Here is an 11,833-nt window from a genome sequence, read left to right as displayed (position 1 = left end):
TTGGCTCCTTGCCAGCGGAGATCAGAAGCGTTCCGGGCGAACGAGGGCGTATGTCAGGTAGGCGAGAAGAAACAAGGTCACGGCGCCGCCGAGGATATAGTCGAAAAGCATGTTGCGATCCCTACCCTTACAGCTTGTCGCAGGCTTTGATGTAGCCGAAGCATAGAGCAAAGAACGCGATTCCAATCGCGACAACAATTATGTCCACCGCGCATTTTCCTATGTTGTATTTGTGTGTTTACTTTAACAAACTACCAAAACCGGTCGCCGCATCATATCGGCGGCTGGATACACCGCTTCGGTGAATATGGATCAAAGTGCCATAAAGGTTCGAGACGGGACGCGGAGCAAAGAAATCAAAATCCCATAAGGATTTCGCCGCCTCGGCGCTGGCCACAGCTTCAGGAGGGATGTGCACACCGGCGCGCGAAGCTGCCGGGGCTCAGTCCGCGCGGGTGTAGATCACCGCGTAGTCGTCCGCATAGGCCCGCTTCCAGCCCAGTTCGTCGAAGAACGGAATGCGGCGGTCGTCGGCGGTCAACAATGCCCAGCCTATCGTATATTTCTCGAGTTGGGCTTTCAGGATCGGCTTGCCCCGGCTGTGCCCAGTCTGCTCATCCGTTTCCGTAAAGCCATTCAGGAAGAGCTGATCCGCGCGGCCGTCGATAAACGTCCTGATGCCATGGAAGATCAGCGTACCGCCGAAATCGTAGGAGTTCAACAGATTGCCCGACAGATTATGGGTTTGGGCGAAGGCCAGTGCGTCCCTCGCCGAGGTCTTCTGGCTCGGCGCGACCGGATAGGTCGTGAAGGCGGCAGCCGCCAAAACCAGCAAAACGGCAAGTCCAGCGCAAATCCTGGAAAATTGCCGTGCGAAAAATTGTTCAAGTCCGTCGCGCTTTTCCGCCGCCCATTTCTCGGCTGAAAGCGCTGGATATTGTTGCGCGACCTCAACGGCAAGGACCACCGGGACAAGAAGAAAGAACAAGTACATGAACCGTATGTGGGTGAGATAGGCGTGCAGCGTGAAGACAAGGAACAGCGCCTTGGCCCAGCCAATGCGCAATCTCGACACGAGCAGCCCGAAAAACGCCACCAGCAGGGCCACCCCCTGGAGGGTGTGCCGCGAGGCGTCGAAGGGTTGCCACTCCGCAATGTAAGGCACCGCCTCATTGCCATAGGCCACCGTGAACGTGGCGAGTATGGCCTTGACGCCATAGGGATTGAACAGGCTGACCAGCGGGCAAAGCAGCCCGAAAGCGGTCCACTTGGCCAGCAGCCGGGGGTTCGACAAGCGCGTGCGCATGACGAGATCGAGGCCGGCGAAGGCGGCGATGACGAAACCGAAGGTGAAGGTGGCATGGAGATTGGCCCACAGGCAAAGCAGCGTCAGCAGCCACAAAGGCGGCGCTTTCTCGTTGCGTGCGGCCTGGAAAAGACCGGCGGTCCAGACGACGATGATGGGCAAGGTAAAGATGTGCGGCCGGGCGATATAGATTGGCCCGATCAAGAGCGCGAGAACCAGCGTCAGTCCTATCGCCAGCGTCGGCTTCAACCACGCGCTGAGATACCACGACGTCAAGAAGATCGTGAGCGCGATTACTGCAGTCGCCAGCAGCACCACGCCGTTCCAGCCGCCGGTTTCAAAGGCAATTGCAAGGAGAAGCTGACTGAACCATTCCTTGGCGATCCATGGCTGGCCGGCAAAAGTGTAGGAATAGACGTCGACGGTGGGGAATGTGCGGCTTGCCAGCATATCCATGCCGACCTTGATGTGCCACCAGCTATCAGGATCCTGCAGGAGGGAGGTGGCAAAGGCGAGGAGCGCCGCCGCCATCACGACCGCCGCCAGCAGGCAAAATACCAACCTCACATGCCGTACATCGCCTATCGACCGCTTCGCCTCACCAGATATCCCGCGCATATGGCATCCCTGAGCCGCGATAGCGGAAGGGATAGGCCGAATTTGTTAGAAAACCGATAAGCTGCAGGATTGCGGCAACAACCCTGTGCCGCGTCCAACCGGCTCGGCGACTCAGCCCTCGGCCTTGAAGTTCTTGGCTTCCTTCTCGACCTTCGGGCTGTCCTTGCCGTGCTTGCGCATCAGATCCTTCGCCTGCTTCGGCGAAACGTCGGTGGTTTCGGCCAGACGCAGAGCCTCCTTTTCGTCCGGATCGCGCGTCTTGCGGTCGGCCATTGCGGTTTTCTTGTCAGCCATTACGACGCTCTTATGCTTTCGGCGATTTCGTTCAGCACCTTGCGGTCGGTGCCGTGACGCTTGATCAGCGTGCGTGCCTGATCCGGGGTAATGCCCGCTTCCTCGGCGAAGTGACGTACCTCGTAGTCTTCGCCGCCCGCCACTTGTGAGCGGTCGCGACTGTCGGTCTTGGTTTTGTCGTCGGCCATGGCAGCTCTCCTCATCTCGACGAGAGCATAACGGGCAAGATTTCAGCAAGTTCCTTCGAGCGTGCCGCCCAATACCGTCTTCGGGCATGACCCGGCATGAGCAGCGGTTTTGTTCAAAGCAGGGGCTTGGTGCCAGGTCGGCCTTCATGCACAAACAGGCTGGCCTCTTTGGCGCTGCCAACCGCCCGCCACTGCTCCTGGGCGCAGCCTGATGTTCGTTCCAGATTGTTTTATTGGGACCGATGGTCGAACACGACGCCCATGGTCCTACCAACGGCCGTCATGACGATAAGCTCGACCAGATCGTCGTCACTGTTGCCGCAGGCCGGGGCCGTCCTGCGAACGATGTCCAGCATCGCCCTCGTCGATATGGTGTCGCCGGCACCGAACCGTGAAAGCGCAGATGAAACAAGCTCTTGGGCCGTCAAGTCGGCGACAGTCACCCTCTGCACCACGTTCATTGGCTTCCTCCCACCATGAACTCTCTCCGGGGAGAATGATACGCCGAACGTCGCGTTTCGCCAGCAAAATGGTGGTCCTACCAGCGCGTGGGCAGCGACCGAAATCGTCGGTTTTGCGGGAGGCAGTCCGGGCGGGAGGCGGCAGCGCTTTTGTGCCATGCGACTTCGCCATAGGCCCAATCCCGGTGGCCGGGATCGGTCTCAATTTTATTTACTGGCAGTCTGATGTTTGGCGTGTGGTCTGCTCGGTTGCGGCCGAAAGCCAGCGCAGCAAGAACCACGGTGCGGGCAGGACTGGAACGGTTCGTCGTTTCCCGCAAACGCCGAACCGGTCTGTCTTTTTTGTGACGCAACTCCGGCCGGAACGTTCACAGGTTTTCCTGGAATTGCTTGTCTTGTGACTCTAGGCGGCCAGATCGCTCGGAAGCTTGCCGCCATTCTCGGCCAGCTTTTTCATCAGTGCGTCGTGCAGCCACAGATTCATCGTTACAGTGTCGTTCATATCGCCGGTGTAGTTCAGCTCGTGGGCAAGCTCCTTGCGGGCGCCAAGGCTGCTGTCGATATTCAGGGCCTTCATCAGGTCGACGATCGAATTCTTCCAGTTGAGCTTCTGCCCCTTCGCGGCCACGGCCTTGTCGAGAATGGCAGCGATGTCCGGGGCAGAGGACAGCGCGGCCGGCGCGGCCGGAGCCGGGGTTGCAGCCGGGGCGGATCGGGTAGGCGCCGTCGGCTGGGTGGCCGTGCTCGAAGCAGGCGCGGGAGACGGTTGCGCCGGCGGCGCTTCGGCCGCAACCGCGTTTCCGAAAATCGCACCTTTGATACTGTCGAAAATGCCCATTGCTATCTCCTGTGTTGGCTCGACGGTGTGTTGCCTTGACGGTCGGTGAGGCGACCGTTGCCGAATGCCGCATTGAGCGCCCTGGTTGTACCGGACCACGAACGCAACGCAGGGGCAACTCAAAAATGGCTAAAGGGTAAAGGCTTGGTTGCATTGAGGAATCGGCCCAGTGATCCGGCCCGAGAGTAGAATAGGTCGGATCGCGGACCAACAAATCGTCACGCGCAATGGACGAGGGAATGGTTGCCAGCCAGTTTTGCTGACGCAGACTAGAAAAATCATCTAGATTCGTGTTCGCAATTCGCTGAGAGGAACGAAGCCATGACAGCAGTCGTCGCATCCGACAGGCTCGAACGTTCGCCGGTTTGGGCAGTGGACGATCCGTCGGTCAAATGGGCCGGCGCTTTCGCGGTTTACGGCGGGCACGGCACCACCCAGTCCTCGGTCATTGTCTACGAGATCGAGCCCGGCAAGCGGCTCGGCTGGCAACACCCACGCCACCGAAGAGACGCGTTCTTTGCGGCGGCGATGTTCATGCAGACATTCGACGGCGTCATGCTGCCGCCGCAAATCCCACGTCCTCGGCACGCCCAATCGTGCGGGCTGAATGCGTGCCGGCGGGAATCAACAGGCCTGCGGATATCGGACTTGGAGCTGATATGAGGGCGCGGTTCGGCGTCGTTACGCGCCTGGGTCACCGGCGGATCGGCTGATGGCGCCCGTGAAGGTCGACCCCGCCAAGGTGCGCGAGTTCAGGGATGCCGAAAGCTTCCATGCCTGGCTTGGCGAGCATCACGACAGCGAGGACGAAGTCTGGATCAAGATCCATAAGCTCGATTCGGGGCTGCCGTCGATCACGCCGAAGCAAGCCATCGACGTGGCGTTGTGCTGGGGCTGGATCGACGCGGTGCGCAAGGCGTTCGACGGCAAAAGCTATCTGCAGCGCTACACCCCGCGCGGCAAGAAGAGCACCTGGAGCCAGATCAATGTCGACAATGTCGCCCGGCTGATCGAGGAGGGCCGGATGACCGAGCACGGGCTGAGGCAGGTCGATGCGGCCAAGGCCGACGGCCGCTGGGCGCGCGCCTACAAGAGCGGCAAGGAGATGAAGATCCCCGACGACCTCCAGGCGGCAATAGACGCCGAGCCCAGGGCAAAGGAGATGCTGGCAAAGCTCAGCGGGCAAAACCGCTTCGCGCTCGCCTTCCGCATCCACAACATGAAGACCGAAGCCGGGCGCAAGAAGAAGATCGCGGCGTTCGTGGCGATGCTGAAGCGCGGCGAGACCATCTATCCGCAACGAAGTCGCGATTCTGGATGAACATTTGGCCGCGTTTGTGTGCTGCGTCTTGTGCTTGTCCCTTGCGGCGACTCCCAAAATGCGGCCGGCTCAGGCCTCCGATCCTGGCGATGTCGCCGACGATTGTTTTCGACGAGCGTCGCCCGGCACTTCGACACCATCTCTCATTCGTTTAGTGGATGCAGGAAAAAGTCTCGTCCTCACAGTCGGCATAGTATATTAGCAGGCGCTGTTATGAGGTTTTTGCCCGTTCAGGAACCGACTGGCACGTGGGCCGTGTTTGATGCGACCGTGGACGTGCCTGCGGATTTCGCTGGCAGTTGCCTTATCGGCTTGCCGCGGCAGCGGGCGGAGTGGCTCGCAGCAAGAGCCAATCGAGATGCTGCAAAAGGCACTTCGATTTGCCGGTTGTCAGCTGCCGGACCGGCACAAGCCGCGGTTCTTAGACTTAGACCGATCGGAGAGATTTCGATGATGCACGAAAGGGAAATGGCGGCTGCTTTGGCAGCCAGGAACCAGGAAGCGGATATTCGTGGTGTCTTCGACATCACCAACAAAACCGATGCGCCAATTGGCTCTCGCCGATTGGGCGAGGCTATCCACTTTGTCGCCAATGCACCTATCGTTGGCTATGATGTTCACGCCGCCGTCATCAGATATGGCCCACTCGGAACCCCCAGCCTCAGAGCTACAGATTGCGCGCAGCTGTGGGAGAAGTTCGGCGAGGCCTTGCTGGAACACTGACGGGCAGGCCTTTGGCGCGTATGGCACCACGATTGTGCAGGACTTCCTTAGTGAGAACGACATGGATGCCTGGCGGGTGATATTGCAATTAAATTAGGGTGAGCGCATATTTTTTGCCGGCTGGACTCGCAACCGGCCAGGCCCGGCGGCCGGCTGCCGACGGGCCGTCAGGCCGGCGGCAAATGGTGCCGCCGGCCCGACGGTCCCCTTGGCAAGATCGCCGGAACCAGAGCATGATGCGGCGGCAAAACGGGTTTGGGGGAATGACATGCCTAAGGTTTCAGAGCTTTTTTTCAAGACAGCCATCGTCTTTCTTATTCTGGGAATTGCAGCTGGCCTGCAGATGGCAATTTCAGGCGATCACGGCGCGTTTCCGGCTCACGCGCACATCAACCTGCTGGGGTGGGTCACCAGTGCAATATTCGGCGGCTATTATGCGCTGAACCCGGCGAAGGCTGCCCGCAGGACGGCGATGATCCACTACGGCGTCTACAATCTCGGCCTGGTCGTGATGCTGCCGGCGCTTTACCTGATGCTGCAGGGAAATCCGGCGCTCGAGCCGATCGTCGCCACCGGCTCGATGATTGTCGCTGTCGCCGTGCTGATCTTTGCCTTCGTGGTTTTCTCCGCCGAAACAGAGCGCTCAGTCTCGGGAATACCAGCGGTCCCGCGGTAGACGGGGCGGCGATAGTGCCGAGCCTATCAATGCCCGTGCTTCTGGTGAAGCGCGGGCCGATTGGTTGTAGGCTGATCTGAGGCAAGAGTGCGGCGAGATGAAAGCCGCTCAGTAGCCTTCGCGCGCCCCTCTGCCTGCCATGCTGCTTATCGCGGCCTTCATTTTGGCGTTGTGCCTGCGTCCCTAGGAAGGTGAAAATATCGACACTTCTTGGATCTTCGCCGAAATGACTGCCTTGTGCTTTTGGGGCGCAACGCCCAGCGAGCGCAGGTGCGATGTTGATGCAGCCTTGTTGTTGGCGACGCAGCATGACGAGGTCATCGTCAAACGACGGTAGAGCGCGCGGACCTACTGTTGCGCGAGCCGGTCCCCGAGCGTGTTTGCTTCGGCAAATCTTGCCAGCGATTGTTCGACTTTCTGCGCCGAGGCGTCTGTGCGCTTGATGTGCCGTATCATTTGCTGCCTCAGCAGCGCGAGCCTTGCGACGCGATATTCGTCGCCGTATCTCGCAGTTTCAAGGTGGAGGGTCGCGAGCATCATGGGTCAATTCTTCCGATCGATCTTCGTCATGCGTTCCCGGGCCTCAATCACGCGTTTTTGCTCAGACCGTATGCGGTCGCACAACGCGAGATTGACGGCGACACAGCCATCGTTCAACAACAGTTCATTCGCACGCTTCAGCGAGCGCTCGGCCCGTTTAACGCGCAGCCTGGCATTGGCCAGTTCGAAGCTAAAAATATCAATCATCATCATACCGCTTCGTTTGCGGTCCCTTCGATTGTTAAGCGGCGTCGATCCCATTTGTTCCGACTGCACGCGGCGCAGCGCCAGGAAGGAGCTTGTCTTTCGCCCGTGCTGGGCCGTTCGCGATGGCGGGGCATGCTAGATGGGCGGGCTGGTGGAAGGCGAAGGTGTGAAGGCCTGGCCCGTAATCACGTTCTGTTCACTCTGGCTAATGTAAGCTGGCCGCCTAGAATTCGCCGCGAAGGTGTTTGACGCGGAGCTTCACACCAGGCTTGACCCACTGCGCCGCGAGCACAGCCATGTGGTCACCGTGGCTCGAGTGTCAGCAGATGTGGTAAGGGTGAGTGTCGGCGAGTAGCAGAGGTCCAGCAACAATGACTTTGAGGCGAACCAGAGCTTACGGCACATCCGGCTTGGTTCTAGCGGTTTGCACTGTGTTTGCTGGGCAGAACGCCGCTGCCGCTCAAAATTGCGACGCAGCCGCGACGCCTGGCGTCAATTGGCAAGAGTGTGACAAAAAGCTTCTCATCCTAGATGGACAGGACCTGAGCGGGGCGAACCTGTTCGGTGTTGATTTCACTTCGACCGACCTCAGGAACACCAATCTCGTTGCCGCAAATCTTGAGAAGGCAACGCTTGTGCGTGCTTCACTGGCCGACTCGACCGCCAAAGGCGCCCGGTTCGACAGAATCGAGGCCTACAGGACCGACTTCAGCCGTATGGACGCGCAGGGCGCTGTGTTTGCGAGCGCGGAAATACAGCGCTCGAATTTCCAGGACGCCAATCTGACCAATGTTGATTTCACAAAGGCAGAATTGGGGCGTGCGCAGTTCCATGACGCCGATATCAGCGGCAGCCGCTTCTCGTTTGCCAATCTCGCACGGGCGGACTTCCGAGGAGCGACGTTCACCGCGCCGATAGACTTTGACCGCGCCTTTTTCTTTCTGACCCGTATCGAGGGCCTCGACCTTTCCAATTCGGTGGGTCTGTCCCAGTGGCAGCTCAACATGGCTTGCGGAGACGCCCGGACCGAGTTGCCTTCTGGCTTGACGAGGCCTGAAGATTGGCCCTGTCAATTCCAGCAGGAATAGTTGTCGGCAAGCGAGCTGCGGCAATGCTGCATCCGACAGGATTCGAACCTGTAACTTTGTGCCGCGGACATGCCCATTAAGGTCGAAGCCACCACCCGAGACGGCGAACTCCGGATATCCCTGTCTAATGCCGGAGAGCCCATTCCGCACGAGACAATGCAGGGGATCAGCATTAAGGCATATAATCCTCCCGTTGCGGCGAGCCCCTTCAACGGAGAATCGCCATGACTCGAAAGACCCTCGCCGACACTCTGTCCGCCCGCGAAACCATCTATGTCAATTGTGCGCACCCGATGTGCTGCAAATCGACGAAACTTTACATCCAGGCGCTGATTGACAGGCTCGGCCATGACCACGGCTCGATGCATGACGACTTGGTCGGGCTCTTTGTCTGCTCAAATTGCAAGGCTGCCGGCCGTGACCGACCTTCTTCGCATGCATTCCTTACGAAGGCCATCAGCGGGCGCGCAACTGGAAGCCAACTTTCGAACGAAGGGGCTGAAAGTGGCCGGCGCCGCTTGGGGGGCGTTGGGGTAGATTGCCTGTAGGCGCCGGCGGGGCGGATTGGGGTCCGCAGACGCGAATCCTGGGGGCTGCCCTGCGGTTTTTTCCGGACACTCCGATACCCAAGCAAAGTCAACAAAGGGGCGGCGGCATGGTGGCCGAGCTTCATCGTTTGCGGACGTTAGGAACGGAAAGGCCGCAACTCACAAAGCGAAACAATAACAGACGCTTAAGTGGGTATCTGGCGGAGAGAGCGGGATTCGAACCCGCGTTACGGTTTCCCGTAAACACACTTTCCAGGCGTGCGCCTTCAACCACTCGGCCACCTCTCCGTCTTTAGCATTTTCGACGCGGCCGGTTTCGCCGCGCGGGTTGGGGAGATGCATCTCCTTTGGGATTCCGGACCGGAATTCCGGCCGTGGGCGCCGTCGACCAGCGGATACCCTTTCCCCGCACCTGAGCCGTCAAAGCAACAGGCGCGGGGCTCATCTAGTCGATCCGGTGCCGAATGCCAAGACATAACGATAGTCTATTCGCTTTGCCGGATACGGATGCTCACCCCATGTTACCGGAGCACCCGTAGGGAGCCTATCGAAAGGGGCGGCCGAGGTGTGCTCGCCGTCCGGCGCGCCGCCGGTTCCGGCGAACCGGCGGTCGCGGGTTCAACTTCGCGTGTCGCGATTGCAGGCGAAGCAAGTAGATCCTATTTAACAGTCCACACGACATTCTGATAATCTCCTGGGGAGGAAGGGTCCGGATGTTCCGCTTCATCTTTCGTCTCGCTGCAATGGTCGCGCTGTCGGTTTCGGTCATCATGGCCGTGCTCGATGCGACCCGGTCGGTGGCGGCTTCGGCGCTGGTGATGACACCGCTTAATTCCAGCTGGCTCGCGGTCTCGCCGGATACGCGCAGCGCCTTCGAAAGCTTCGTCCGCGACAAGGTCAATCCGCTGCTGTGGGACGGCGCCATCGCCTGGGTGCTCAGCCAGCCCGGCTTCGCCGTGTTCGCGGTGCTGGCGTTCATTCTTTACGCCATCGGCTACAGGCGGCAGCGCCCCAGCGGGCGGTTCGCCGCGACCTGACATTTCCAGCCTGACCCGGTGTTCCCGTGCCGGGGAAGGCTCAACCAAGAAGAAAAGGAAACCGCACTATGTTTCTCAGCGACATGCTGAACAAGAAGCTCAACCTGCCGAAGCCCTCCGAGGCGCTGCCCGGCCGCGACCGGCCGATCCCGACCGCATCGAAGCACTTTGTCTCGAACAGGCCGCTCAAGGGTCCTTATCCCGAAGGGATGGAAACGGCGATGTTCGGGCTGGGTTGCTTCTGGGGCGCCGAGCGCCTGTTCTGGCAGGTCGAGGGCGTTTGGGTCACGGCGGCCGGTTATGCCGGCGGCGTCACGCCCAACCCGACCTATCAGGAAACCTGCACCGGCCTCACCGGCCATGCCGAAGTCGTGCTCGTCGTCTACGATCCCAAGATCGTGTCCTATGCCGAGCTTTTGAAGCTGTTCTGGGAAAGCCACGACCCGACGCAAGGCATGCGCCAGGGCAATGATGTCGGCACCACCTACCGCTCGGCGATCTATACGTTCAACGACGCGCAGTACCAGGCGGCGCTCGCCTCGCGCGATGCCTATGAGGCTTCGCTGCGCGGTGCCGGACGCGGCAAGATCACCACCGAGATCGCACCGGCGCCGGAATTCTACTTCGCCGAGGAAGACCACCAGCAATATCTGGCGAAGAACCCCTACGGCTATTGCGGCCTGCAGGGAACCGGCGTCTCCTGCGCCATTCCGGCCGCCGTCTCCGCCTGATTTATGCCCCTGACGCAAGGAATATGCTGGGGCGCCGCGATGCGGCGCCATGCTTTTCCAAAGGGTCAAAATTCCACGTGAATTTTGTTTCGGGCCGTGCCAGATTGACCGGAAGCGGGAGGAAGACACTCCTGCCTGACGCTGCATGCCTGCCGGAGAACCGGGCCGGCATGCGGTGCATAATGGACAGATAACCGACAGGGGTGTGGATCACATGAAACGTATCGTTCTCGGCCTTATGGCCGCAGCTGCAATGGTTCTTCCGGCCTTCGCCGCGGACATTCAACCCGCGATCCTCTATGATCTCGGCGGCAAGTTCGACAAGTCGTTCAACGAGGCATCCTTCAACGGCGCTGAAAAGTTCAAGACCGAGACCGGCATCCCCTATGTGGAATTCGAGGTCAGCAACGCCACCCAGCGCGAGCAGGCGCTGCGCCGCTTCGCCGAGGACGGCCGCAATCCGATCGTCATGGCTGGCTTCTCCTGGGCCGACGCGCTTGACAAGATCGCCACCGAGTTCCCCGACACCAAATTCGCCATCATCGATATGGTCGTCGACAAGCCCAATGTCCGCTCCCTGGTCTATAAGGAGCAGGAAGGCTCGTACCTCGTCGGCGTGATGGCGGCGATGGCTTCCAAGACCAAGAAGGTCGGCTTCGTCGGCGGCATGGATATTCCGCTGATCCGCAGGTTCGGCTGCGGCTATGTAGGCGGCGCCAAGGCGGCCGGCGCCACCGACGTCATCCAGAACATGACCGGCGATACGCCGGCAGCCTGGAACGATCCGGCCAAGGGCGGCGAGATCGCCAAGACGCAGATCGACCAGGGCGCCGACGTAATCTACGCAGCGGCAGGCGGCACCGGTGTCGGCGTGCTGCAGGCAGCGGCCGACGCCGGCAAGCTCGGCATCGGCGTCGATTCCAACCAGAACGGCCTGCAGCCCGGCAAGGTGTTGACCTCCATGGTCAAGCGCGTCGACGTTGCCGTCTACAACACCTTCATGGATGCCAAGAACGGCAAGTTCACGGCCGGCGTCAACGATCTCGGCCTCAAGGAAGGCGGCGTCGACTACGCCATGGACGACAACAACAAGGCGCTTGTCGACGACGCGATGAAGGCAGCGGTCGAAAAGGCCAAGGCCGACATCATCGCAGGCACCATCAAGGTGCACGACTACATGTCGGACAATGCCTGCCCGTATTGATTGATCGACATTGCAGACTGACGAGCCGCCGGGTGAAAGCCCGGCGGTTTTGC

General features: G+C 60.1%; 16 protein-coding genes and 1 tRNA gene. 8 read left to right on the top strand and 9 right to left on the bottom strand.

Features of this window, described 5'->3' with window-relative positions; genetic code table 11:
* Nucleotides 1-21 precede the first annotated feature (21 nt).
* The 6 genes from NKH83_RS03785 to NKH83_RS03760 form a co-directional block, all read right to left on the bottom strand.
* Nucleotides 22-111, bottom strand: coding sequence for a K(+)-transporting ATPase subunit F (locus tag NKH83_RS03785; RefSeq protein WP_023675300.1), 90 nt, complete (start codon nucleotides 109-111; stop codon nucleotides 22-24).
* 331 nt (nucleotides 112-442) lie between these two features.
* Nucleotides 443-1,924, bottom strand: a complete 1,482-nt coding sequence (locus NKH83_RS03780) for a hypothetical protein (RefSeq protein WP_352476430.1) — start codon at nucleotides 1,922-1,924, stop codon at nucleotides 443-445.
* Nucleotides 1,925-2,035: 111 nt separating this feature from the next.
* Nucleotides 2,036-2,218: a hypothetical protein gene (locus NKH83_RS03775; RefSeq protein ID WP_254816845.1), complete on the bottom strand. Its 183-nt coding sequence runs from the start codon at nucleotides 2,216-2,218 to the stop codon at nucleotides 2,036-2,038.
* A complete protein-coding gene (locus tag NKH83_RS03770; RefSeq protein WP_352802172.1) occupies nucleotides 2,218-2,406 on the bottom strand; it encodes a DUF3606 domain-containing protein in 189 nt (62 codons plus the stop codon). Before NKH83_RS03770 ends, NKH83_RS03775 begins: the two co-directional genes overlap by 1 nt.
* Nucleotides 2,407-2,636: 230 nt before the next feature.
* Nucleotides 2,637-2,867 (bottom strand): hypothetical protein, encoded by a 231-nt coding sequence (locus NKH83_RS03765; protein WP_254816847.1) that lies wholly within the window; start codon nucleotides 2,865-2,867, stop codon nucleotides 2,637-2,639.
* A 403-nt stretch (nucleotides 2,868-3,270) separates the two neighbouring features.
* Nucleotides 3,271-3,705: a DUF3597 domain-containing protein gene (locus NKH83_RS03760; RefSeq protein WP_254816848.1), complete on the bottom strand. Its 435-nt coding sequence runs from the start codon at nucleotides 3,703-3,705 to the stop codon at nucleotides 3,271-3,273.
* A 321-nt stretch (nucleotides 3,706-4,026) separates the two neighbouring features.
* Here NKH83_RS03760 and NKH83_RS03755 point away from each other — a divergent pair, with 321 nt between their 5' ends.
* The 4 genes from NKH83_RS03755 (at nucleotide 4,027) to NKH83_RS03740 (ending at nucleotide 6,425) form a co-directional block, all read left to right on the top strand.
* Nucleotides 4,027-4,368 (top strand): cupin domain-containing protein, encoded by a 342-nt coding sequence (locus NKH83_RS03755; RefSeq protein ID WP_352476431.1) that lies wholly within the window; start codon nucleotides 4,027-4,029, stop codon nucleotides 4,366-4,368.
* A 49-nt stretch (nucleotides 4,369-4,417) separates the two neighbouring features.
* On the top strand, nucleotides 4,418-5,026 hold the full coding sequence (locus tag NKH83_RS03750; RefSeq protein ID WP_352476432.1) for a YdeI/OmpD-associated family protein: 609 nt from the start codon (nucleotides 4,418-4,420) through the stop codon (nucleotides 5,024-5,026).
* A 450-nt stretch (nucleotides 5,027-5,476) separates the two neighbouring features.
* The gene (locus tag NKH83_RS03745) at nucleotides 5,477-5,749 is read left to right on the top strand and encodes a hypothetical protein (RefSeq protein WP_254816851.1); all 273 of its coding nucleotides are present in this window, start codon (nucleotides 5,477-5,479) and stop codon (nucleotides 5,747-5,749) included.
* A gap of 268 nt (nucleotides 5,750-6,017) precedes the next feature.
* Complete coding sequence (locus NKH83_RS03740) at nucleotides 6,018-6,425, top strand: heme-copper oxidase family protein (RefSeq protein WP_254816852.1); 408 nt, start codon at nucleotides 6,018-6,020, stop codon at nucleotides 6,423-6,425.
* Between the two features lie 348 nt (nucleotides 6,426-6,773).
* On the opposite strand, the gene NKH83_RS03735 is transcribed toward NKH83_RS03740, so the two are convergent.
* Together NKH83_RS03735 and NKH83_RS03730 are read right to left on the bottom strand one after the other, a co-directional pair.
* Nucleotides 6,774-6,965 carry a hypothetical protein gene (locus NKH83_RS03735; RefSeq protein WP_352799853.1) on the bottom strand — a complete coding sequence of 64 codons (192 nt, stop codon included), beginning with the start codon at nucleotides 6,963-6,965 and terminating at the stop codon, nucleotides 6,774-6,776.
* Between the two features lie 3 nt (nucleotides 6,966-6,968).
* A complete protein-coding gene (locus NKH83_RS03730) occupies nucleotides 6,969-7,178 on the bottom strand; it encodes a hypothetical protein (RefSeq protein ID WP_254816855.1) in 210 nt (69 codons plus the stop codon).
* 365 nt (nucleotides 7,179-7,543) lie between these two features.
* Here NKH83_RS03730 and NKH83_RS03725 point away from each other — a divergent pair, with 365 nt between their 5' ends.
* Entirely contained in the window at nucleotides 7,544-8,260 is a 717-nt protein-coding gene (locus tag NKH83_RS03725; RefSeq protein ID WP_352802169.1) for a pentapeptide repeat-containing protein, read from the top strand.
* Between the two features lie 746 nt (nucleotides 8,261-9,006).
* On the opposite strand, the gene NKH83_RS03720 is transcribed toward NKH83_RS03725, so the two are convergent.
* Nucleotides 9,007-9,096: transfer RNA gene (locus NKH83_RS03720), tRNA-Ser, on the bottom strand.
* 425 nt (nucleotides 9,097-9,521) lie between these two features.
* Here NKH83_RS03720 and NKH83_RS03715 point away from each other — a divergent pair.
* The 3 genes from NKH83_RS03715 (at nucleotide 9,522) to NKH83_RS03705 (ending at nucleotide 11,780) form a co-directional block, all read left to right on the top strand.
* Nucleotides 9,522-9,845 carry a hypothetical protein gene (locus tag NKH83_RS03715; RefSeq protein ID WP_352802167.1) on the top strand — a complete coding sequence of 108 codons (324 nt, stop codon included), beginning with the start codon at nucleotides 9,522-9,524 and terminating at the stop codon, nucleotides 9,843-9,845.
* A 68-nt stretch (nucleotides 9,846-9,913) separates the two neighbouring features.
* Nucleotides 9,914-10,576 carry a peptide-methionine (S)-S-oxide reductase MsrA gene (msrA, locus tag NKH83_RS03710; protein ID WP_352478110.1) on the top strand — a complete coding sequence of 221 codons (663 nt, stop codon included), beginning with the start codon at nucleotides 9,914-9,916 and terminating at the stop codon, nucleotides 10,574-10,576.
* A gap of 214 nt (nucleotides 10,577-10,790) precedes the next feature.
* Complete coding sequence (locus tag NKH83_RS03705) at nucleotides 10,791-11,780, top strand: BMP family lipoprotein (RefSeq protein WP_254816859.1); 990 nt, start codon at nucleotides 10,791-10,793, stop codon at nucleotides 11,778-11,780.
* Nucleotides 11,781-11,833: the final 53 nt, after the last annotated feature.

Source organism: Mesorhizobium sp. M0909 (genome assembly GCF_040319515.1).
GTDB lineage: Bacteria > Pseudomonadota > Alphaproteobacteria > Rhizobiales > Rhizobiaceae > Mesorhizobium.
The sequence above is the reverse complement of the archived record's forward strand: the minus strand, read 5'-3'. Positions and strand labels throughout refer to the sequence as shown.